We start from the raw sequence: 223 nt of genomic DNA, 5'->3' as shown, positions 1-223 counted from the left end.
GAATAAGCGTACACGGTGGATGCCTAGGCAGTCAGAGGCGATGAAGGACGTGCTAATCTGCGAAAAGCGTCGGTAAGCTGATATGAAGCGATATAGCCGGCGATGTCCGAATGGGGAAACCCAGTGCAATGCGTTGCACTATCATTAACTGAATCCATAGGTTAATGAGGCGAACCGGGGGAACTGAAACATCTCAGTACCCCGAGGAAAAGAAATCAACCGA

Annotated in this window: 1 rRNA gene; it reads left to right on the top strand. The window is 49.8% G+C overall.

Annotation, left to right across the window (positions count from 1 at the left end):
• A 23S ribosomal RNA gene (locus tag EAE93_RS25810) occupies nt 1–223 on the top strand; the annotation flags it as partial.

The organism is Photorhabdus akhurstii, assembly GCF_018448925.1.
Taxonomy (GTDB): domain Bacteria; phylum Pseudomonadota; class Gammaproteobacteria; order Enterobacterales; family Enterobacteriaceae; genus Photorhabdus; species Photorhabdus akhurstii.
This window is presented reverse-complemented; position numbering and strand designations above follow the sequence as displayed.